At 64.7% G+C, this 19,220-nt stretch carries 20 protein-coding genes; 6 read left to right on the top strand and 14 right to left on the bottom strand.

The genetic code is table 11. The features are described 5' to 3' along the window. The first annotated feature begins 3 nt into the window (after nt 1–3). From ACNJX9_RS20805 to ACNJX9_RS20795, 3 genes are all read left to right on the top strand, one after another. Nucleotides 4–1,098, top strand: a complete 1,095-nt coding sequence (locus ACNJX9_RS20805) for a serine/threonine protein kinase (RefSeq protein WP_439403998.1) — start codon at nt 4–6, stop codon at nt 1,096–1,098. 76 nt (nt 1,099–1,174) lie between these two features. Further along, nucleotides 1,175–1,756, top strand: a complete 582-nt coding sequence (locus tag ACNJX9_RS20800) for a CAP domain-containing protein (RefSeq protein ID WP_439403997.1) — start codon at nt 1,175–1,177, stop codon at nt 1,754–1,756. A 97-nt stretch (nt 1,757–1,853) separates the two neighbouring features. After that, nucleotides 1,854–3,032, top strand: coding sequence for an aminotransferase class V-fold PLP-dependent enzyme (locus tag ACNJX9_RS20795; RefSeq protein ID WP_057755747.1), 1,179 nt, complete (start codon nt 1,854–1,856; stop codon nt 3,030–3,032). A 26-nt stretch (nt 3,033–3,058) separates the two neighbouring features. Here ACNJX9_RS20795 and ACNJX9_RS20790 read toward each other — a convergent pair whose 3' ends face one another. Beyond that, nucleotides 3,059–3,520, bottom strand: a complete 462-nt coding sequence (locus ACNJX9_RS20790) for a cupin domain-containing protein (protein ID WP_057756710.1) — start codon at nt 3,518–3,520, stop codon at nt 3,059–3,061. Nucleotides 3,521–3,646: 126 nt separating this feature from the next. Between ACNJX9_RS20790 and ACNJX9_RS20785 the strand changes: the two genes are divergently transcribed. Next, entirely contained in the window at nt 3,647–5,188 is a 1,542-nt protein-coding gene (locus ACNJX9_RS20785; RefSeq protein ID WP_439410093.1) for a winged helix-turn-helix domain-containing tetratricopeptide repeat protein, read from the top strand. Nucleotides 5,189–5,202: 14 nt separating this feature from the next. Here ACNJX9_RS20785 and ACNJX9_RS20780 read toward each other — a convergent pair whose 3' ends face one another. From ACNJX9_RS20780 to yajC, 6 genes are read right to left on the bottom strand one after another with little or no spacing between them, the layout of a single operon-like run. Next, complete coding sequence (locus ACNJX9_RS20780; protein ID WP_439403996.1) at nt 5,203–6,447, bottom strand: threonine ammonia-lyase; 1,245 nt, start codon at nt 6,445–6,447, stop codon at nt 5,203–5,205. 45 nt (nt 6,448–6,492) lie between these two features. Next, nucleotides 6,493–7,356 (bottom strand): phytoene/squalene synthase family protein, encoded by an 864-nt coding sequence (locus ACNJX9_RS20775; protein ID WP_439403995.1) that lies wholly within the window; start codon nt 7,354–7,356, stop codon nt 6,493–6,495. After that, a complete protein-coding gene (locus tag ACNJX9_RS20770; RefSeq protein WP_439403994.1) occupies nt 7,353–7,736 on the bottom strand; it encodes an Mth938-like domain-containing protein in 384 nt (127 codons plus the stop codon). Before ACNJX9_RS20770 ends, ACNJX9_RS20775 begins: the two co-directional genes overlap by 4 nt. 60 nt (nt 7,737–7,796) lie before the next feature. Next, a complete protein-coding gene (secF, locus tag ACNJX9_RS20765; RefSeq protein ID WP_439403993.1) occupies nt 7,797–8,822 on the bottom strand; it encodes a protein translocase subunit SecF in 1,026 nt (341 codons plus the stop codon). Between the two features lie 16 nt (nt 8,823–8,838). Then, complete coding sequence (gene secD, locus ACNJX9_RS20760; RefSeq protein ID WP_057755760.1) at nt 8,839–10,437, bottom strand: protein translocase subunit SecD; 1,599 nt, start codon at nt 10,435–10,437, stop codon at nt 8,839–8,841. 49 nt (nt 10,438–10,486) lie between these two features. Beyond that, nucleotides 10,487–10,855 carry a preprotein translocase subunit YajC gene (gene yajC / locus ACNJX9_RS20755; protein ID WP_057755761.1) on the bottom strand — a complete coding sequence of 123 codons (369 nt, stop codon included), beginning with the start codon at nt 10,853–10,855 and terminating at the stop codon, nt 10,487–10,489. A gap of 179 nt (nt 10,856–11,034) precedes the next feature. Between yajC and ACNJX9_RS20750 the strand changes: the two genes are divergently transcribed. Next, on the top strand, nt 11,035–12,027 hold the full coding sequence (locus ACNJX9_RS20750; protein WP_439403992.1) for an ATP-binding protein: 993 nt from the start codon (nt 11,035–11,037) through the stop codon (nt 12,025–12,027). Between the two features lie 179 nt (nt 12,028–12,206). On the opposite strand, the gene ACNJX9_RS20745 is transcribed toward ACNJX9_RS20750, so the two are convergent. After that, on the bottom strand, nt 12,207–13,604 hold the full coding sequence (locus tag ACNJX9_RS20745; RefSeq protein ID WP_439403991.1) for a peptidoglycan DD-metalloendopeptidase family protein: 1,398 nt from the start codon (nt 13,602–13,604) through the stop codon (nt 12,207–12,209). A 110-nt stretch (nt 13,605–13,714) separates the two neighbouring features. Then, nucleotides 13,715–14,365, bottom strand: coding sequence for a protein-L-isoaspartate(D-aspartate) O-methyltransferase (locus ACNJX9_RS20740; RefSeq protein WP_439403990.1), 651 nt, complete (start codon nt 14,363–14,365; stop codon nt 13,715–13,717). Nucleotides 14,366–14,605: 240 nt separating this feature from the next. Between ACNJX9_RS20740 and ACNJX9_RS20735 the strand changes: the two genes are divergently transcribed. Continuing rightward, on the top strand, nt 14,606–14,977 hold the full coding sequence (locus ACNJX9_RS20735; protein WP_057756714.1) for a response regulator: 372 nt from the start codon (nt 14,606–14,608) through the stop codon (nt 14,975–14,977). Nucleotides 14,978–14,979: 2 nt separating this feature from the next. On the opposite strand, the gene surE is transcribed toward ACNJX9_RS20735, so the two are convergent. From surE to tatB, 5 genes are all read right to left on the bottom strand, one after another. Further along, a complete protein-coding gene (gene surE, locus ACNJX9_RS20730) occupies nt 14,980–15,747 on the bottom strand; it encodes a 5'/3'-nucleotidase SurE (RefSeq protein ID WP_439403989.1) in 768 nt (255 codons plus the stop codon). Nucleotides 15,748–15,879: 132 nt separating this feature from the next. After that, nucleotides 15,880–16,245, bottom strand: coding sequence for a hypothetical protein (locus tag ACNJX9_RS20725; RefSeq protein ID WP_057755774.1), 366 nt, complete (start codon nt 16,243–16,245; stop codon nt 15,880–15,882). Nucleotides 16,246–16,342: 97 nt separating this feature from the next. Then, nucleotides 16,343–17,674 (bottom strand): serine--tRNA ligase, encoded by a 1,332-nt coding sequence (serS, locus tag ACNJX9_RS20720; protein ID WP_439403988.1) that lies wholly within the window; start codon nt 17,672–17,674, stop codon nt 16,343–16,345. Nucleotides 17,675–17,886: 212 nt separating this feature from the next. Further along, the gene (tatC, locus tag ACNJX9_RS20715; protein ID WP_057755777.1) at nt 17,887–18,699 is read right to left on the bottom strand and encodes a twin-arginine translocase subunit TatC; all 813 of its coding nucleotides are present in this window, start codon (nt 18,697–18,699) and stop codon (nt 17,887–17,889) included. After that, nucleotides 18,696–19,217 (bottom strand): Sec-independent protein translocase protein TatB, encoded by a 522-nt coding sequence (tatB, locus tag ACNJX9_RS20710; RefSeq protein WP_439403987.1) that lies wholly within the window; start codon nt 19,215–19,217, stop codon nt 18,696–18,698. Before tatB ends, tatC begins: the two co-directional genes overlap by 4 nt. Nucleotides 19,218–19,220: the final 3 nt, after the last annotated feature.

Genomic DNA, 19,220 nt, shown 5'->3' with positions numbered 1-19,220 from the left:
TCGATGAGTCTTCCGAAAGACGACGCCGCGGTGCTGTCGGCGCGCTGGACCGAGGGCGTGCTGCTCAAGCGCGACGTGTTCTCGATCGTCGAGCGCGGCCGTTTCCGCAGCGACAGTGGCGAGGTCGACGCCGTGCTGCGCCGGCTCGATGAGGTGCCCTGGTGGTCGTTTCCGCTGGCGCGCCATCTGTTCGCACGCGAGAAGCACGCGCTGGCGCTCGCAAAGGGCCTTCATGTCGGACCCGAGCTGCTGTGGGCGGGACGTCGTGCGCTAGTGCGCGGCTTCGTTGACGGCGTCGCGCTGCATCTGGCAAAGCCTCATGGCGATCTCGCCTATTTCCGCTCGGCGAAGGACGTGCTGCGCCGATTGCGCCGTGCCGGCATCTGCCACAATGATCTCGCCAAGGAACAGAACTGGCTGGTCGGCCGCGATGGCCGCGCCTATGTGACCGACTTCCAGCTTGCGGCGTGCTTCAAGCGACGCGGCCGGCTCTACCGCATCCTCGCCTACGAAGACCTCCGTCATCTGCTCAAGCATAAGCGTTCCTATGCGCCGGAGGCGCTGACGCCGCGCGAGCGGAAGGTGCTGGCGAAGAAATCGTTCGCCGCGAGCCTCTGGCTTGCAACCGGCAAGAAGGTCTATCGCGCCATCACCCGCGGCCTGTTCAACTTCACCGATCGTGAGGGTGGCGGCCGCCGGCTCGTCAACGATGCGCCTGTCATCGCGGAGCTGATCCGCAAGAACCCCGCCGTGCGCGACACCGCCATCGTCGCTTTTGCCGACCGCCGTTCCGGCGTCGGGCTTTATGCCTTCGTCGAAGCCGATCAGGCCGCGCTCGAGGGCCAGCTCCGCAACGAGCTCACGGCTGCCAGGGGCCCAAAGCCCCCTGAGCATATCCAGGTCGTGCATGCATTGCCGCGCGATGCCGGTGGCAGGCCACGCACCGAGATCCTGCAACTGGTCGCGATGAACCAGCTCGACCTGATCGAGCCGATGATGAGGAACGACCAGGATCGCGCCTTCCTCAAGGACATCCTGGAGCAGCGCAAGAACCTGCGCGATCGCTTCAACTTCGAGGCGGACCTGCCGACCGGTTAGACTGCGCGAGGCGGGGCGCCTTGAAGCGTCCACAATGCCGGTGGAGAAGCCGGGGATTGCACCGATTTGGGGACCAATGACTCGCTGGGGGACGATAAGGCGCCGCGCTGCCCTGCTGCTTGCAGGGCTGGTGCTGCTGGCCGCCACGCCGGTCACGGCGGCCGAATCCCCGGCCGAACAGATCTCCGGCTTCCGGGCGAAGCACGGAGAGGGCCGCGTCGTACGCGACACAACGCTGGACCGCATTGCCATGGATCAGGCGCGCGCAATGGCGGCGAAGGACGATCTCAGCCATGACGCCCTCGGTCCGTTCAATAAGCGCGTCGCGCCGTCGGGCGCAGGACGCGCCGCCGAGAACATCGCCTATGGCTACGACAGTTTCGAGAAGACGCTGGGACAGTGGATCGATTCCTCCGGCCACCGCAAGAACCTGCTGCTCCACAACGCCACCCGCGTCGGCATCGCGAGCGCAAAAAATGCCAGCGGCAAGCGCACTTATTGGGCCATGGTGATCGCCGGCGATTACGAGCCGAAGCCGAGCAAGGGCAAAGGCAAGAAGGATATCGAGCCGCTTGTGGCCGTGAAGCGCGAGGTCACCCCCACCAGCAAGCCCAAAGTCACCAACTGCCACGTCAAGCTGCTCGGCCTCTGTATCTGAGAGGAAGCCGGCCCGGCCGTTCGCCGGCACGCAGTCTTGCTTGCCTTGCCAGGGGCGTCTAATCCATCCCATGGAACCTGCGAGAGGGAGAGGCCCGTTGATCGACATCGACCGAATCCGGGCCGACACTCCGGCCGCCTCCCGGCTCACCTATCTGCACAACGCCGGCGCGGCTCTCATGCCCACCACCGTCGTCGCGGCGATGAAGCAGCATATCGACCTCGAGAGCGAGATCGGAGGTTACGCCGCCGCCGACCGCGAGTCTGGCCGGCTCGATGCGGTCTACGGTTCCGTGGCACGCTTGCTGAACGCGGCACGGGACGAGATCGCGCTGATGGAGAACGCGACCGTCGCCTGGCAGATGGCGTTCTATGCGCTGCAATTTCGCGCCGGCGACCGGATCCTGACCGCCGAGGCCGAATACGCCGCCAACTATGTCGCCTTTCTCCAGGTCGCCAAACGCACCGGCGCGGTCATCGACATCGTGCCGAGCGATGCCAATGGCGAGCTCGATGTTCACGCGCTCGAACGCATGATCGACGGCCGCGTAAAACTCATCGCCATCACCTGGGTTCCGACCAATGGCGGGCTGATCAATCCGGCCGCAGCGATCGGCAGAATCGCGCGGACACATGGCATTCCCTATCTGCTCGACGCCTGTCAGGCGGTGGGCCAGATGCAGGTCGACGTCGCAGCGATCGGCTGCGACATGCTGTCAGCCACAGGCCGCAAATTCCTGCGCGGCCCGCGCGGCACAGGCTTTCTCTATGTTCGCCGCGAGCTGCTGCAGCAGCTTGAGCCGCCGATGATCGACCATTTTGCGGCGCCCTGGGTCTCCCGAAACCGCTATCAGCTCCGCGACGATGCGCGCCGGTTCGAGACCTGGGAGAACAATTACGCAGCGCGGCTCGGGCTTGGTGCGGCCGTCGACTACGCCCTTGCGATCGGCATCGGCCCGATCGAGCGACGCTGCCGCTTGCTGGCAGACCGCCTTCGCAGCGGCCTCGCCGCCATCGACGGTATCACCATTCGCGATCTCGGCCGCGCACCGGGCGCCATCGTCAGCTTCACGATGGAGGGCTGCGAGGCGGACGCGATCGTCAGCAGCGCCGCCGCAGCCGGTATCACCATCGGTGCCTCAGATCCGTGGAGCACCCGGATCGACGCGGAAGTCCGCGCGCTGCCGGTCGTCGTGCGCGCTTCTCCGCATTACTACAACACGGAAGCCGAGATCGATCGGTTGGTCGCTCACATGGCGGGTCTAGCACCACGCTAGTGTGACACCAGACCAGCGGCGCAGACCTAGGCTCTCGTCGTCAGTGCCGACAACTGGTCGGTGTCGAAGCGAGCGCGCAACTCGCTGATGGCCTTCGCGTCCGGCGTTCCGCTGGCGGTGAGCTTGGCCAATTCCTCGAAGTAATGCTCATGCCCCGGCGGAGACACGGTCATGAGCACGCGCGCGGGCTTGTCGCTGACATTGGTAATGTTGTGGGGAACGCCTGGAGGAATGAACAGGTACGTTCCCGGCGTGGCCCGGACGACCTCGTCGGCGACGTGCCATTCGCACTCGCCTTCAAGCATGTAGAAGGTCTCTTCCTGCACGCGATGAACGTGCCGGCCCGTGGCGAACCCGGCCGGTATCGTCCAATCGAACATGCTGGTGTGGCGGCTGTCCTCTCCCGTCACCAGAAAGGCCATCGGCTGACCGCGCAGCATTACTCCCGTCGTTTCGCCGGGCCGGCGGACGAGTGGCTTTGCGTTCATGTACTCCTCCATGGCTGGGCGCCAATTGCGCGATAACGGCGCCATCATGGTCCGCCAGTTCCGGGAAGTAGCGAAGCAGCGCGGAAATCGTTGCAAAAAACCTGCGAAATGTGCCCTTCTTTGGCGATGGCCGCGATACATGAATTTGGTCCCTTCCGCCTCGACGCCGAAGCGGGGATACTGTTCCGCGGGGCCGAGCCAACCCCGCTCGGCCAGCGCGCAGTGCAGCTTTTGGCCTTGCTGGTGCAGCGAGCCGGCATGCCGGTATCGAAAGACGCTTTGATCGAGGCGGCATGGCCCGGCCAGGCCGTTGAAGACAGCAACCTGACCGTCCAGATGGCGGCGGTCCGGCGCACGCTGGCAGACGGCTGCGGAGAATCGCAATGGATCGAGACCCTGCCACGGCGCGGCTATCGCTATGTCGGTCCGGCGGTGACGTCGTCGGCCTCCGACCGAACAACCGCACCATCGCTGACCTTGCCTGAGAGGCCATCGATCGCGGTATTGCCGTTTGCGGACCTGAGCGGCGATACGGAGCAGGACTATTTTGCCGACGGAATGGTCGACGACATCATCACCGGCCTGTCCCGCATCAACTGGCTGTTCGTGATCGCGCGAAATTCCACGTTCACATACAAGGGCCGAGCGGTCGATGTGAAACAGATCGGTCGCGAGCTTGGCGTTCGCTACGTGCTGGAAGGCAGCATCCGGAAAACCGGGGGCAATGTGCGTATCACTGGACAGCTGATCGATGCGTCAACCGGCATGCATGTGTGGGCCGAACGCTATGACCGCCACTCCGATGATATTTTCGCGCTTCAGGACGACATCGCCATGTCCGTCGTCGGCGCCATCGCGCCGAGCCTTCGCCGCGCCGAAATCAACCGGGTCAAACGCAAACGGCCCGACAGTCTCGATGCCTATGATCTCGTCCTGCGGGCTCAGCCGGATGTCGATTCCGGCATGCCGGAGCAAGTCACGCAGGCGCTCGTCCTGCTCGAGCGCGCAATCATGCTCCAGCCCTCCTATGCGCTGGCGCACGGTAACGCTGCGATGTGCCACCATTGCCTGTTCCTCCGCGCTGGTTTGCAGGAGGGAAGCCGCGCCGCCTCGATCAAGCATGCGCGATCGGCCATCGCCCACGGGCAGGATGACGCCCTTGCCCTTACGCTGGCAGGCTTTTCAATCGGCATGGACGGGCACGATCGCGCGGCGGCATTCACCGCACTCGATGCCGCGCTCGCGATCAGCCCGTCATCGGCGCTGACTTACATCCTCGGTAGCGTGATGCTCGGCTGGGGTGGTGATGCCGACCGCGCGATCGATTGGAGCGAGCGCGGCATGCGGCTCAGCCCGTTTGATTCCTGGGCCTTCGCAGCCTTTGACGCACAGGCGATGGGGCATTTCCATCGCGGTCGGTATGAAGAGGCCTGTCGCGCGGCCTACCGCGCGGTTCAGGCTAACCCGCGTCACAGCATTACCCATGTGCAACTGGCGGCGGCGCTTGCAAAGCTCGGGCGATTGCAGGAAGCGAGAGCCGCCGCGGCCCGGGTGTTGGAATTGCACCCGACCTTCCGCTATGGCCGCCAATTCCAGGGCGTCAATTGCGCACCGGCCCTGGCGGCATCGCTTGGTGAGGCCCTGCGGGCCGCGGGGCTGCCGGAGTAATTGTCAAACCCGCTTCAGGTGCAGCGGGCGCTCAATCCGGATGCGCCGAGCTTGGCCATGACCTCGTCGAGATGGGCGCTGTCGCGTGTCTCGATGACGAGCTGCAACAGCGTTGCCTTGGCGGGGAGGTCCGAGAAGGTCCGCTGATGCGAGACCTCGATGATGTTGGCACCGGCCTCAGCCAGCAGCGCCGCGACCGCGGCCAGCTGGCCGGGTCTGTCGGGGATGTCGAGCGAAAGCTGCGTCAGCCGCCCCTCGCGGGCAAGCTCGCGCGTCAGCACGGAAGCGATCAGCCTGGTGTCGATGTTGCCGCCACTCAGGACCAGGCCAACCTTCTCACCGGCAAAGCGCGTAGGATCCGACATGATCGCCGCGAGGCCGGCAGCGCCCGCACCCTCGACGACCGTCTTCTCGATTGAGATCAAGGTTGCGACCGCGCGCTCGAGCTCGGCTTCGTTGACGAGCGCGATGTCGTCGACGAGGCCGCGGACGATCTCGGTGGTGATCCTGCCCGGCGATTTGACCGCGATGCCTTCGGCGAGCGTATCGCCGCGCGCCGGCAGATTGCCACCATGGATGGCGTTGTACATCGAGGGATAGAGCCAGGCCTCGACGCCGAGAATCCGCAGCGACGGCTTTAGCGATTTCGCCGCAATGGCGATGCCGCTGATCAGGCCGCCACCGCCGATCGGCACGACCAGCGTGTCGAGTTCCGGCACCGCCCTGAGTATTTCCAGCCCGACCGTGCCCTGCCCCGCAATCACCAGCGGATCATCGTAGGGGTGAACGAAGATCATGCCGCGGGCTTCGCCATGGCTGCGCGCAAACGCAGCCGCCTCTTCCAGCGTCGCGCCCGTCACGACGACCTCGGCGCCGTGATGCCTGGTGTTTTCGACCTTCACCATCGGCGTGCCCACCGGCATCACGATGGTGGCGGGAATGCCGAGCCGCCTGGCGTGATAGGCAACGCCCTGCGCGTGATTGCCCGCGGACATGGCAATGACCCCCCGCACACGCTCGTCCGGCGTCAGCGCGTTGAGCCGGTTCAGCGCACCACGCTCCTTGAACGACGACGTGAACTGGAGGTTCTCGAATTTGAGCCAGAGGTCACAGCCGCAGATATTGCTCAGCGTTCGGCTGTAGCTGCAGGGCGTCTCGACGACGGCGCCGCGGATGATCTCGGCAGCGGCGTGAATGTCAGCCGGCGAAACCGGAAAGCCGCTCAGATCGGGAGATGCGGATTGGGACAATTCGGCCATAGGACAGCATAGTGCATTTGGCCGGCTGCGGCGATAAGCCAGCTTCTATTTGGTAAATTCCCGGGATCGTGAAGCCCGCCACAGCGTCCATAGCGTGCGCAACCGCGAGACCGGCTGCGCAGCGAAGGAATTACGCCCTGGCCGCGCCAGGCGATCGAGATCTGACCGCGCCTGGCTCAGCGGCAGGAAGGCGGCCCGCGTCGAGGGCGGCAGCTGCGCCAGCAGGGACGACGCTGTCCCCAGATGCTGCCGCGCATCGCCGATAAGCTGGTCCAGCGCGGCTTGGAGATTGGGCGTCTGCCTGCCCGCGAACACATCCTCGGTGGAGCAGGCATGGCTGGTCAGGAGTTGCTGCGGCAGGAACAATTGCCGATGGGAGGCGTCCCGGGGCAGGTTCGCGATCACCTGGGCGATGCCCTGTGCCAGTCCGGCGTGCCGGGCCACATGCTCGGCCGCGTCCGAAGCGTCGCCCATGATCCGCGCCGCAAGCGTGAAAAGGGCCGAAGAGGTCGCAGCCAGATACCCTTCGAGCGCCGTCATGGTCGGCATCGGATCGTTGTAGAGATCGAACTGATGCTCATCGACCAGCAATGACAGCGGCCCGACCGGCAGGTCGAAATCGCGGATGGCGCGGAGCAGCTCGGCCGCCACCGGATTGCCCTCGGCGCTGCCGTGGACCAGGCCGGAGAACAGATCGGTCCACCATTGGAAGCGGATCTCGCCGGGCAAAGGCTGGCTCACTTGGTCGCGAACGCGGACGATCTCGACATTGAAGGCGTAGAGGGCAAGCAGCGCGCGGCGCTCGGCGGCCGGTGCGAACAGCGCCGCGACGTAGCGGGGAAAGTCGTGGCCGCGCACGAGGTCGGCGCAGTAGGTCGCGGTGTCGGGCGGCGTCGCGGCGCTGCTCATGGCACCGCTATCAGCGCGGCCGCGACGCGGCGCCGTTCGCCGATCATGATGTTGTAGGTGCGCACGGCGGGGCCGGTCTGCATGGTGTCCAGGACAACCCTCACCGCCTTCAGCGCCTGGCGCAGCTCCGGCGGCGGCAGCCAGAGCCCGGTTCCCGTACCAACCAGCAGCGTGTCGATGCCGTTGGCGGCCGTAAAAACCCGATCCAGCGAATAGCGGTCGATCTTGGTGGGATCGGTGACGTCCCAGGCCCAGATCGCATCGGGCAGGCACAGCAGCGAGCCTCGGTGCGACATGCCGCCAAAGGCGAAGCCGCCCTTGCCATAGGCCTCGATCGGCGCCGAGCGCGGGAAATGGGGAGCGTTGGGATCGCCGGCCATGAGCTTCGTCCGAATGAGCTGACTACCCTCGCAAACCCATGCGAGGGCATGCGGTTCGGATCATGCCTTGTTTTTCTTCGCCGGCGCAGCCTCTTCTCTCGCATCTTCGCGGTGCTCGCCGACGCCGAGATAGATCAGGATCGGCGCGGCGATGAAGATCGAGGTGTAGGTGCCGACCAGCACCACGCCGAACATCATCACGGCCGTGAAGCTGTGGATGGCGTGACCGCCGAACAGCAGCAGCGCCAGCAATGCCAGCGTTACCGTCAAGTGGGTGATGATCGAGCGCGACAGCGTCGAATTGATGGACTCGTTCAGCAGCTGCGGCATCGGCATCTTCTTGTAACGCCGCAGCATTTCACGGATGCGGTCATAGATGACGACGGTGTCGTTGAGCGAATAGCCCAGAATGGTCAGAAGCGCCGCGATGCTGGTCAGGTCGAAATCGACCTGGCTGATCGACATGAAGCCGATCGTCAGCACGATATCGTGCACGTTGGCGATCATGGCGCCGAGCGCGAACTGCCATTCGAAGCGGAACCAGAGATAGACCAGGATGGCAATGATCGCCAGCATCAGGCCGGCCATGCCCCAACCCAGCAGCTCACCGGAGACGCGCGGACCCACCACCTCGACGCGGCGATATTCCACGGAGTCGCCGAGGGCGCCGCGAACCTTGTCCACGGCTTCCTGCTGCGCCTTGTCGCCGCCCGGCTGCTCGGCAACGCGAAGCAGCACGTCGGCGGCGCCGCCGAATTGCTGCAGCTGGACTTCGCCAAGGCCCAGGCTGCCAAGGGTCGTGCGCATCTGCGCAAGGTCTGCGGTGCCCGACTTGGCCCGCACTTCCATCAAGGTGCCGCCCCTGAAGTCGATGCCGAAGTTCAGCCCATGGGTGAAGAACAGCACAATGGCGATGATCGAGAGCGTCGCCGAGATCGGGAACGAGATGCGGCGGAACTGGGTGAAGTCGAAATGCGTATCGTCTGGCACGATGCGCAGCGACGGTAGGAGGCCGAGCACGCTGACCACGGTCAGCACGGCAATCAGGACGCCGAGAGAGATGAGAACGATTTGAGTAGTGGTCACAGCCGGCCTCGAATGATCAAATCGGCACGGTCTTCGGCCGCTTCCACTGCACCCACCAAGCCACGATCAGACGGGTCATGGTGAAGGCGGTGAACACAGTGGTGATGATGCCGATGCCGAGCGTTACAGCGAAGCCGCGCACCGGTCCGGTGCCGATCATGAACAGCACGGCTGCGGCAATGAAGGTCGTGATGTTGGAATCGAGAATGGTCGCGAGCGCCCGCTTGAAGCCTGCGTCGATCGCCGAGATCGGGCTCCTCCCGCCGCGCAGCTCCTCGCGGATGCGCTCATAGATCAGCACGTTGGAGTCGACCGCGATGCCGACGGTGAGCACGATGCCGGCAATGCCGGGCAGGGTCAGCGTGGCGCTCAGCAGCGACAACAGGCCGAAGATCATCGCGACGTTGATACAGACGGCGATGTTGGCGAACACGCCGAACAGCCGGTACGTCAACAGCATGAACACGACGACCATGATCGATCCGACATAGGCCGCAAGCTCGCCCTTCTCGATCGAGTCCTGGCCGAGGCCCGGACCGACCGTGCGCTCTTCCACGACGGTCAGCGGCGCCGGTAGCGCGCCCGCGCGCAAGAGGATCGCGAGATCATTCGCCGACTGCACGGTGAAACTGCCGGAGATCTGGCCCTGACCACCGGTGATCGGCTCGCGAATGACCGGCGCAGAGATCACCTTGTTGTCGAGGATGATCGCGAAAGGCAGTCCGACATTCTCCTGAGTCGCCTGCGCGAACTTGCGCGCGCCCGAGGTATTGAACTTGAAGCTGACGACCGGCTCATTGGTGCGCTGGTCGAAGGTCGCCTGGGCGTCGGTCAAATCGCCGCCCGCAACCAGCACCTGCTTCTTGACCACGTAGCCGGGCGGCGGCGGCGTGGCGGCGGGCAGGAACTCGGTGTCAGGCGGCAACCCGCCCTGCTGGGCCTGGTCCAGCGGCACCGAGGGGTCGACCATGCGGAATTCCATCTTCGCCGTCTTGCCCAGCAGTTCCTTCAAATGGGTGGGATCCTGCAAACCCGGCACCTGCACCAGGATGCGGTCGTTACCCTGACGCTGGATGATGGGCTCGACGGTGCCGAGCTCGTTGACGCGCTTCTCGACGATCTGGATCGACTGCTCGATGGTCTTGCGCAAACGGTCGATCATCGCCGGCTCCGGAATGCTGAGGCGGATCAAACCGCCACCGGCGTCGGCGACTTCAATGTCGCGCTGGCCGCTCGACCCCATGAGGCCGCCGATCGGCTGCGCAAGGTCGCGCAACTTGGCGAGTGTCGTCTGGACATCCGCGTCCTTGACGCGCACCTCGACGGCATCGCCCTTCGTGACGAGACCGGTGTAAACGATCTTGGCCTCGCGCAGAACGCGACGGACGTCGTCGCGAATCTGGTCGAGCTTTTCCTTCTTCACATAGTTGGAATCGACCTCGAGCTGCAGAGAGGAGCCGCCCTGCAAGTCGAGACCCAGCACCAGGCGCCGCTGCGCCCAGGCGGGCCAGGTCTTGACCCGCGCTTCGGGGAAGAAGTTCGGGACCGCAAAGAGGCACACGATCAGCGCTGTCAGGATGATCCCGAGCGCCTTCCACCGCGTGAAATACAACATCGACTGGACCTGTCAGATCAGGAGAATTGAGATGCCTGCAGGAAAGCGCTCACTTCGCCCCGGCGTCGTCCTTGGCGCTTTCCTTCGCGCTGTCCTTGGCCGGCTCGCCCTTGGCGCGCACGCCCGAGATCATCGAGCGCATCTGGCGCACGCGCACACCGTCGGAAATTTCGAACTCGATCTGGTCGTCGTCGACCACCTTGGTGACCTTGCCGACGAGGCCGCCCGAGGTCACGACGGTGTCGCCGCGGCGGATATTCTTCACGAGCTCGGCGTGGTCCTTCACCTTCTTCTGCTGCGGACGCAGAATCAGGAAGTACATGATCACGAAGATCAGGGCGAACGGCAGCAGCGACATCAACATGCTGTTGGTGTCGCCAGCGCCCGCGGCCTGGGCATACGCAGGGGTAATCAGCATTCGGACGATCCTCGTGGAAACGGGGGAAGCCGGTCAGGCCTTGACGGCGACCGGCTCGGTCAAATTCGCGCGGACTATAGCGACCACCGCCCCAATTGCAACGCTGCCAGACCGGCGATTTGGCCACCTTGCGGCGCGCCGTCAGGCCCGATAAGGCTGCATTCTCAGGAACTTCGGACATGCCCAAAAAACCAAGTAAAAGCCCGGCCGGCAAAGGCCCCCGTGCCCCTGCTTTGAAGCCCGCCCTGGTCGCGGCAAAACGCCCCAATGCGGTCTCAAAGGCTGCCCCTCAGGCCTCCCCTGAGCTCTCCCAGGAACGCATCGCGCGCGCGCTGGAGACCATTGCGGCCCACCTCGCCGCCCAGGGCAAGCCGGCGATCGAGCGCGAGTCGTTCGAGAAGGCGGACGCCTATGTCTGGCACCCCGACGGCCGCCTGGCGGCGGTGCCGCGGGTCAGCCGGGTCGAGCTGTTCCTGCTCAAGGGCGTCGACCGGATGCGCGACATCCTGATCGAGAACACCGAGCGCTTCGCCAACGGCCTGCCTGCCAACAACGCCCTGCTCTGGGGCGCGCGCGGCATGGGCAAGTCGTCGCTGGTGAAGGCGGCCCATGCCAGCATCAACGCGGACCGCAAGCCCGCCGACAGACTCAAGCTGATCGAGATCCATCGCGAGGATATCGAAACGCTGCCGACGCTGATGGAGAAGCTTCGCGACGCTGACTTCAACTTCATCGTATTCATCGACGACCTCTCCTTCGACGGCAATGATGCGTCCTACAAATCGCTCAAGGCCGTGCTCGAAGGCGGCATCGAGGGGCGGCCCGAGAACGTCATCCTCTACGCCACCTCGAACCGCCGCCATCTGCTGGCGCGCGACATGATCGAGAACGAGCGTTCGACCGCGATCAATCCCGGCGAAGCGGTCGAGGAAAAGGTTTCGCTGTCGGATCGCTTCGGCCTCTGGCTCGGCTTCCACCGCTGCAGCCAGGACGAATACCTTGCCATGGTGCGCGGCTATTGCAGCCATTTCGGCATCAAGGTCGACGACGAGGCGCTGGAGCGCGAAGCGCTGGAATGGTCGACCACGCGCGGCTCGCGCTCGGGCCGCGTCGCCTGGCAGTTCGTGCAGGAGCTGGCGGGCCGGCTCGGTGTCAAGCTGGCGGCGAAATAGCTGTAGCCGAAGCTATAACCCAAACCGCAACTGGATTCCCCGCGAAAGCGGGGAATCCAGTACGCCGCGCCTTATCGGCTCAATAACACCTGTCTCTGGAATACTGGATCGCCCGGTCGAAGCCGGGCGATGACGGCGTGCTTTGTGGTGATGGCGTGCGCCGAACTGGAGCCCTAGCCTTATGCCCCGTTGAGGAACTGAAGCGGGTCAACCGGGCTCGATCCCTTGCGGATCTCGAAGTGGAGTTGCGGCGACGCCACCTCCCCTGATTGACCCGACTTGGCAATGACCTGGCCGCGCTTGATGGTATCGCCACGCTTCACCAGCAGCTCACTCGCATGGGCATAGGCGGTCACGTAGCCGTTGGAGTGCCGAACCAGGACCAGATTGCCGTAACCTTTCAGCTCGTTGCCGGAATAGGCGACGACGCCGTCTTCAGCCGCCTTGACCGGCGTACCCTCGGGCACCGCGACATTGATGCCGTCATTGGACTTGCCGTTGGTCTTGGCGCCGTAGCTCGTGATCACCTTGCCGCGCACCGGCCAGCGGAAGGTCGGCAGCGAGCTGGTGGTCTCGGCCGCCTTTGCGGGCGCCTCGGCTGCCGGCTTCTCTTCGATATTGGTGGTGGCCTGCGCCAGACGCGCGCTCTGCACCGGTTGGGCGACAGCGGCCATCTTGGTGGCAGGCACTGGTGCGGCCGCAACCGGCTGCAACGCGGCCGCCACGGGAACCGCGGCAACCGGCGCCGGAGCAAGCGGAGCGGTAACGGCCGCGGTCTTGGCGCCCGGCACGGTCAGCTTGGTGCCGAGCTTGAGCTTCGCCGACGGCTCGAGACCATTGGCGCGAGCAAGCTCGGCCGCGGAGATATGATTCTTGCGCGCGATGCTGGCGAGCGTGTCGCCGTGATTGACGAAGTGTAAGCTGGGCGGCGCGGCGACGGCCGCAACCGGCTTCGACGCCATCGCGGGCGCCGCGGCAACCGGAGTTGTAACGGGCGCCGGCGCAGCCGCCACAGCACCCGGATGCGGGATAACGAGCTGCTGGCCTGGCGAAAGTGCGCGCGGCCCCTTGTAGCCGTTGGCGGCAAGAATCGCCTGCGGCGTCACGTGATAGCGTTTGGCGAGCACATCGAGCGTGTCGCTGGTCCCGACGATGATCTTGGTCCCGCCAGCCGGCTGTGCGGCCACGACGGAGCGTTGCGGCACCGTGCCGGTGGCTTCGAGACGCGGCTGAGCCGGCGGCGTGTAGGAGCCGAGGCCCCGCCCGCCTCCAGAGACGCCCCCACCCGCCGCAACCGGATAGGATTGCGGCGCAGCGACTGCCGGCGGCGGCAGCGCCTGGGACTGATAAGAGCCCGGCTGGGTCTGCGGCCGCGCATATTGCGGCAGCTCGCGCTGCGCCGGCGGCGCCTGCTGCACCGAACCGGTCTGCTCGGACGAGAAGGGATTTGAGAAGTTCGACTGGGACAGCCGCGACGACATGTCGGCACTGCACCCTGCGAAACTCAAGGAAATCAGCGCCAGCACCGCGACCTGCGGTACGCGGCGCGAGTAAAGCAACTCGGCGACAACAGACATGGTTACTCACTCGTACGCAACAGAACTGGTTTTTTTAAGTAAACACGCGCCGAGTAAATAACGGCTTAACCCTCCCAATAAGATGTTGGATGCACTGCCGATCCGGAGTTTTACAGCTCCCGCGCCACGCCAGGCAGCGCCGGCACGAAACGCACCTCAACGAGTTCCCTGCGTTCGATCCCGGCCTCGCTGCGGGTGAGCCGCGTCAGCGTCTGCACGCCCTGATGCGGGCCGACCGGCGCGATCAGGATGCCGCCGACCTCGAGCCGCTCGACCAGGTTCTCCGGAATCTGCTCCACCGCGGCGGTGACGATGATGCGGTCGAACGGACCGATGTTCGGCGGAAGGTTCAAGCCGTCGCCGAGCATCACCTCGACATTGTGACAGCCGAGCTTTTCGAGCCTGGCGCGTGCGGCGTCCGCGAGCTTTCGATATCGCTCAACGGTGAGGACCTCACGCGCCAGCTTCGACAGCACCGCGGCCTGGTAGCCGGAGCCGGCGCCGATCTCGAGCACGCGATGGCTCTTCTGGAGCTGAAGCTGCTCGGTCATGTAGGCGACGACAAAGGGCTGGCTGATGGTCTGCCCGCAGGCAATCGGGAGCGCGCTGTCACGGTAGGCGCCCTCGCGATCGGAGGCCTCGACGAAGAGCTCGCGCGGCACCTCCTCCATGGTCCGCAATACGGTCTGATCGCTGATGCCGCGACGTCTCAGCGTGAGCTGGAACATCATTTTTTCCGGCGGGGGCTGATTGGAGGTCATCGCTGCTCGTGTCGTCTCATCCGGTCCCGGATCGATGGTTTCCGCGCCAATGTCCAGAGCCAGAATCTTGTTCCTGCTGGGGAACCCATGATAACCCTTTGCGCTTAGGATTTGGCCATAAATTGGCCTGGAGCCGACAGCCACCACGGCCATTTTCAAGTGCCGGTTAGGCGAAACGCGCATTGCGTCGATTCGTGTTATCTGCGAACGTTTTCGGGAATGGGCAAGGACTCAACGACAATGACCGCGACAGGGCTCTCGGGCCGCTCTGTATTTCTCGTCGAGGACGAGGTCATGATCCGAATGATGGTTGCGGATATGCTGGAAGAGCTCGGCTACAAGATCGCGGCCGAAGCAGGCGACATCGCCGAGGCGATGCGGCTCGCCCAGGCGACCGAGTTCGACATCGCCATCCTCGACGTCAACGTCAACGGCAAGGTGATCTCGCCGGTCGCCGACGTCATCAAGGCCAAGGGCTGCCCGTTCATCTTCGCCACCGGCTACGGCTCATCCGGCCTGCCGGAGCAATATCGCGACCGGCCCGCGCTTCAGAAGCCGTTTCAGCTCGATGCGCTCGGCAAGACCATCGAAGCCGCGCTTCGCGCCGGCTAACCCTACTTCAGCGTCGCGCTCAGCTCTTCGGAAAACGCTTCATTGGTGCGGTCGAGCCTGAGTGGGGTGACCGAAACGTATCGTTCCCGCAGCGCCGCGAGATCGGTCCCTTCGGCCGGCGTATCCATCATCGCTGTACGTTCGAAGCCAATCCAGAAATAGGGATTGTTGCGCCCGTCCCTGCGCTCGTCGATCCTGAGAAAGCCGAGATTGCGCTTGCCCTGCCGCGTCACGCGAATGCCGAGCACCTCTTCCGGCGCGCATGACGGGAAGTTGACGTTGATGACGGTGTCCTTGGGGATTCCGGCCTTGATCACCTTGCGCAGGATGTCGGGCCCGAATTTGCGCGCGGTGTCCCACGGCGGCCGCTCGCGCGTCTCGACGCTGAATTCCTGCGACAGCGCGAACGACGGGATACCCAGAATAGTGCCTTCGAGCGCGCCGGCGATGGTGCCGGAATAGACCACGTCCTCGGCAACGTTGCGCCCCTTGTTGACGCCGGAGAGCACGACGTCGGGCAGCTTGGCGCCGAGGATATGGCGCGCGCCCATGATGACGCAGTCGGTCGGGGTGCCGCGCACGGCAAAGTGCCGCTCGCCGACCTCGCGCAGGCGCAGGGGATCGTTCAGCGACAGCGAATGCGACACGCCGGACTGGTCGAGCTCGGGCGCCACCACCCAGACATCGTCGGACAGCGCGCGTGCGATCTCCTCCACGACCTTGAGGCCGGGAGCGTGGATGCCGTCGTCATTGGTGCAGAGAATGCGCATGCCGGGGGTCGATTCCTGAGCTGGGGTCAGGCCGTCTTATCCGGCTATCACACGTCAGGCAAACCGGCTTCGGCGCAGTCCTGACCCGTGATTCATGCTCATCGCCGCAGCGCAGCAATTGCCCGGTCCGTTCTAACGGCGGACCCGCCATTGCGGCAGGAAGCGCGCCAGCCTGCCCTCCGCACGCAGTTGCATTGCCGGCAGGGCCGGACTCGCGGCGGGCGTTGTTTCAATGACGCCAAGCGCCTTGAGTTGCGCGACGAGCGGCTCCGCCACCGGCATCTGCGGATAGCGCCCCCGCGCCACCGTCAGCGCCTTGTCAAAATCCACGACATTGACGCCGGCCTTCGCTCTGCGATCCTGAATGAGCGCGTCGTCCCAAAGCCGCGCGATGTCGATGTCCAGCACGCCACGCAAGCGCTGGTCGACGGCCTGGATGCCGGCACCCGTCACCGCCCATTGTCGGCCGATCCAGAAGATATCGCGGTGCAAGGCCATGGACGGTAGTTTCGCATTCGCAGGTCACCGGCAGGATAGCCGGCGGCCCGAACTTCGCAACCAAACGTTTCTGCCATTGCGTGCGGGCAATCACACTTTATTCGCGTGCAACCACCTTCAACCCGCCCATATAGGGCTGGAGTACGCTGGGGACCGCGATTGAACCGTCCTCCTGCTGATAGGTCTCCATCACGGCAATCAGCGCGCGGCCAACAGCGGTGCCGGAGCCGTTCAGCGTGTGCACGAAGCGCGGCTTGCCGTCCGGACCGCGCGAGCGCGCATCCATGCGGCGCGCCTGGAAATCACCGCAGACCGAGCAGCTGGAGATTTCGCGGAACATGCCGCCCTCGCCCTGCCCGGGCATCCACACTTCGATGTCATAGGTTTTTTGCGACGAAAAACCCATGTCTCCTGCACAGAGCGTCATCACGCGATAATGCAGGTCGAGCTTCTGCAGCACCTGCTCGGCGCAGGACAGCATCCGCTCCAGCTCGTCCTTGCTGGTCTCGGGCGTGGTGATCGAGACCAGCTCGACCTTGGTGAACTGATGCTGGCGGATCATACCGCGGGTGTCGCGCCCGGCCGCGCCCGCCTCGGCGCGGAAGCACGGCGTCAGCGCGGTGAGGCGCATCGGCAGTTGCTTCTCGTCGAGAATGGACTCGCGCGCGAGGTTGGTGAGCGAGACCTCGGCGGTCGGGATGAGGCCAAGGCGCTCGGTCTTCAGCCGTTCATGATCGGGTTCCGCCAGCAGCTCGCCCTTGATCGCCCAGAACTGATCGTCCTCGAATTTCGGCAACTGCCCGGTACCGAACATCACCTCGTTGCGCACGAGCAACGGTGGATTGATCTCGGTGTAACCATGCTCGATGGTGTGCAGGTCGAGCATGAACTGGCCGATCGCGCGTTCGAGACGCGCGAGCCCCTTCTTCAGCACGACGAAGCGCGCGCCGGAGAGTTTTGCCGCCGCCTCGAAATCCATGTAGCCGAGGGCGGTGCCGAGATCGTCATGCAGCTTCGGCGCGAAGCCGTAGTTGCGCTTGGCGCCGAACACGTGGTGTTGGACGTTGCCGTGCTCATCCATGCCATCGGGCACTTCGTCGAATGGAATGTTCGGAATCGCGGACAGCTCTTTGGTGAGCTCCTCGTCGAGAGCCTTCGCGGCGGCCTCGAGCTCCGGCATCGTGGTCTTGAGCTCTGCAACCTCGGCCATCAGCTTGGCCGCGCGCGCCTCGTCCTTGGCTTTCTTGGCGTCGCCGATTTCCTTGGACGCAGCATTGCGCCGCGCCTGCGCCTGCTCCGAGGCCAGGATCGCCGCCCGCCGCCTCTCGTCGATCGCAAGCAGCGACGCCGACAACGGCTTCAGACCCCGCCGGGCGAGGCCGGCGTCGAAGGCTTGCGGATTATCGCGGATCGATTTGATGTCGTGCATGGCGGCGGTCCTGTATCAGCGCGTAAACCTACAACGGCAAACGCTGTACGTCAGCGCGCCTCCCCTAGCACAGCTGTCATCGCCCGCGAAAGCGGGCGATCCAGTATTCCAGAGAGGGCGAGGATTCCTCGATAGGCCGCGGCGTAGTGGATGCCCCGCCCCCGTGCGCAATTGCGCACTCGGCGGGGCCTGACGGCGGAGGGTGTGGCCCCCTACTCCGCCGGATTCGCGTCCGACGACGCGTTAGTGCCCGTGGTGGCCTGCGAGGCGGCCGCCTTCTTCTCCACCATCGACACCGAGATGATCGAGCCCTCGTAGAGCGCGAGCAGCGGAATCGCCAGCGAGCACTGGCTGAGGATATCAGGCGGCGTCAGCACCGCCGCGATGATGAAAGCCAGCACGATGAAATAGCGCCGCTTCTCGCGCAGCATTTTCGAGGTGATGATGCCGATCCGTCCGAGCAGCGTCAGGATCACCGGAAGCTGGAAGGCAATGCCGAAGGCGAAGATCAGCGACATCATCAGCGACAGATATTCGCCGACCTTGGGCAACAGCTGGATCTGCGCGGTCTCGGCGCCCCCCATCTGCTGCATGCCGAGCGAGAAGCGCACCAGCATCGGCAGCACGACGAAATAGACCAGCATCGCGCCCAGCACGAAGAAGAACGGGGTCGCGACCAGATAAGGCAGGAAGGCCTGCTTCTCGTGCTTGTAGAGGCCCGGCGCGACGAACTTGTAGATCTGCGTCGCAACTATCGGGAACGAGATGAAGCCGGCGCCGAACAGCGCGAGCTTGAGCTGGGTGATGAAATATTCCAGCAGCGCCGTATAGATGAACTTCGAGTTCTCCGCGCCCGCGACCCAAACGAACGGCCAGACCAGCACGTTGTAGATCTGCTTGGCGAAGAAGAAACAGAAAATGAAGGCCACGCCGAAGCCGAGCAGCGCCTTGATCAGCCGCGACCGCAGCTCGATCAGGTGGTCCATCAGCGGAGCTTTGCTGGCCTCGATATCGGCGTCGCTCATGACGCTTTGACGTCCTTGATTGCTTCGGGTGCGGTGTCCTGCGCAACCGGTGTCTGCTCCACCTCCTGGGTGACGGCGAGCGGCTCATTCGCAGCGGAATGTGCTTCCGCTTCCACGAAGGTTTCAGGCGTTGGAGCTTCCGGCGTCGTCGGCGTCGCCGGCGCTTCACTTGAAGCCGCTGGTGGTTCGACAGCAGCGGTCGTCGGCGTCTCAGCCGGCTTGTCGAGCGCATCGACGCGCAGCGCGTCGCTGACGTCCTTCTGCAGCGAGGTCATCAGACCGCCGCCGGTGAAGCCGGAGGCGGCTTCCTTGACCTCGTCAAAGCTCTTCTTGAGGTCGGCCATCTCGGCCTCGCGCATCGCCTCCTGGAACTGGCCCTGGAATTCGGCGGCCATCTTGCGCGCCTTGCCCATCCATTGGCCGACCATGCGCAAAACGCCCGGCAGCTCTTTCGGGCCAATGGCGACCAGGGCCACGACCCCGATCAGAACCAGCTCACTCCAGCCGATGTCGAACATGAC

Source organism: Bradyrhizobium sp. BLXBL-03 (genome assembly GCF_051853015.1).
GTDB classification, from domain to species: domain Bacteria; phylum Pseudomonadota; class Alphaproteobacteria; order Rhizobiales; family Xanthobacteraceae; genus Bradyrhizobium; species Bradyrhizobium manausense.
Note: the sequence above shows the minus strand (reverse complement) of the source record. Positions and strands in the feature narration are given on the sequence as shown.

Excerpts from the sequence above, each read along its gene's own strand:
- ACNJX9_RS20770 (WP_439403994.1), bottom strand. The coding sequence starts at position 7,736 with ATGGCCGGCGATCCCAACGCTCCCCATTTCCCGCGCTCGGCGCCGATC.
- ACNJX9_RS20745 (WP_439403991.1), bottom strand. The coding sequence starts at position 13,604 with ATGTCTGTTGTCGCCGAGTTGCTTTACTCGCGCCGCGTACCGCAGGTC.
- secD (WP_057755760.1), bottom strand. The coding sequence starts at position 10,437 with ATGTTGTATTTCACGCGGTGGAAGGCGCTCGGGATCATCCTGACAGCG.
- ACNJX9_RS20805 (WP_439403998.1), top strand. The coding sequence starts at position 4 with ATGAGTCTTCCGAAAGACGACGCCGCGGTGCTGTCGGCGCGCTGGACC.
- tatB (WP_439403987.1), bottom strand. The coding sequence starts at position 19,217 with ATGTTCGACATCGGCTGGAGTGAGCTGGTTCTGATCGGGGTCGTGGCC.
- ACNJX9_RS20775 (WP_439403995.1), bottom strand. The coding sequence starts at position 7,356 with ATGAGCAGCGCCGCGACGCCGCCCGACACCGCGACCTACTGCGCCGAC.
- ACNJX9_RS20790 (WP_057756710.1), bottom strand. The coding sequence starts at position 3,520 with ATGAACGCAAAGCCACTCGTCCGCCGGCCCGGCGAAACGACGGGAGTA.
- ACNJX9_RS20785 (WP_439410093.1), top strand. The coding sequence starts at position 3,647 with ATGGCCGCGATACATGAATTTGGTCCCTTCCGCCTCGACGCCGAAGCG.
- tatC (WP_057755777.1), bottom strand. The coding sequence starts at position 18,699 with ATGAGCGACGCCGATATCGAGGCCAGCAAAGCTCCGCTGATGGACCAC.
- ACNJX9_RS20750 (WP_439403992.1), top strand. The coding sequence starts at position 11,035 with ATGCCCAAAAAACCAAGTAAAAGCCCGGCCGGCAAAGGCCCCCGTGCC.
- yajC (WP_057755761.1), bottom strand. The coding sequence starts at position 10,855 with ATGCTGATTACCCCTGCGTATGCCCAGGCCGCGGGCGCTGGCGACACC.
- serS (WP_439403988.1), bottom strand. The coding sequence starts at position 17,674 with ATGCACGACATCAAATCGATCCGCGATAATCCGCAAGCCTTCGACGCC.
- ACNJX9_RS20740 (WP_439403990.1), bottom strand. The coding sequence starts at position 14,365 with ATGACCTCCAATCAGCCCCCGCCGGAAAAAATGATGTTCCAGCTCACG.
- ACNJX9_RS20735 (WP_057756714.1), top strand. The coding sequence starts at position 14,606 with ATGACCGCGACAGGGCTCTCGGGCCGCTCTGTATTTCTCGTCGAGGAC.
- surE (WP_439403989.1), bottom strand. The coding sequence starts at position 15,747 with ATGCGCATTCTCTGCACCAATGACGACGGCATCCACGCTCCCGGCCTC.
- ACNJX9_RS20725 (WP_057755774.1), bottom strand. The coding sequence starts at position 16,245 with ATGGCCTTGCACCGCGATATCTTCTGGATCGGCCGACAATGGGCGGTG.
- ACNJX9_RS20800 (WP_439403997.1), top strand. The coding sequence starts at position 1,175 with ATGACTCGCTGGGGGACGATAAGGCGCCGCGCTGCCCTGCTGCTTGCA.
- ACNJX9_RS20780 (WP_439403996.1), bottom strand. The coding sequence starts at position 6,447 with ATGGCCGAATTGTCCCAATCCGCATCTCCCGATCTGAGCGGCTTTCCG.